Origin of the sequence: Mycobacterium lehmannii (assembly GCF_001499925.1) — a bacterium.
Classification (GTDB): Bacteria; Actinomycetota; Actinomycetes; order Mycobacteriales; family Mycobacteriaceae; genus Mycobacterium; species Mycobacterium lehmannii.
Genome location: NZ_LQIR01000064.1, coordinates 1 through 846, shown reverse-complemented (window position 1 = coordinate 846; position 846 = coordinate 1). Strand labels below are relative to the sequence as shown.

The following is an 846-nucleotide window of genomic DNA, read 5'->3' as shown; positions in this document are numbered from 1 at the left end:
GTTGGTGGGTGGTGGTTGGGGTTGGAAGGGTTCGTACCAGCGCCATTGGGCGTGTTCGCCGAGGGGTCCGGGGCAGGGCGGGACATCGGGCGGGGGTTGGGTCGGTGTACGCGCCAGCGATCCGGGGTCAAGTGGTTCGCCCTCGCGGGTGGTGACGCGTAGTTGGTGGGCGGGTCCGGTGATGGTGATCTCGCCGCTGTGGTGCAGCCGGTGATGGTAGGGGCAGACCAAGACCAGGTTGTCCAGTTCGGTGGGCCCGCCGTCTTCCCAGTGCACGAGGTGATGAGCGTGCAGCCCGCGGGTGGCCCCGCAGCCGGGCACCCGGCAGGTGCGGTCGCGGTGCTCTAAGGCCCGGCGCAGGCGCCGGCTGATCACCCGCGTCGCTCGCCCGGCCCCGATGAGTTGACCGTGGCGCTCGAGCCAGATCTCGCAGCCGGTATCGCACAACAACAGTCGCCGATCGGCCTCCGAGAGCACCGGGCCCAGATGCGGCCAGGCGGCAGCCTTGTCGACATCGAAGTGCACGATCACGGTGGTGTCTTGGCCGTGGGGGCGCCGGGCCACCTCGGTGTCCCAGCCGGCGTCCACCAGGCGCATGAACGCATCACCCAGGCTGGGGAACGGCGGTTGGCGGCGCAGGTCGCCGAGTCGCTCGCGGCGTTCGTGCGTGTCGCCGTCTGTGTCGGGGCCGTGATCGCTGATGTGCTCGTTGATCAGCGCGTCGCGGTGGGACTGCAGGGCGGCATCGAACTTGGCCGCCTCCAGGGTGGGCAGGGTGATGCGGTAGGTGGTGGACTGCTCGCCGACGGTTTTGGTCAGCGACGGTTCGGGGGAAGGTGCGGGGCG

The 846-nt window shown here is 70.1% G+C and carries 1 protein-coding gene; it reads right to left on the bottom strand.

All coding sequences use genetic code 11. From position 1 onward, the window contains the following. On the bottom strand, positions 1-846 hold an 846-nt coding region (locus tag AU192_RS21895; protein WP_064399634.1), incomplete at both ends, for an HNH endonuclease signature motif containing protein.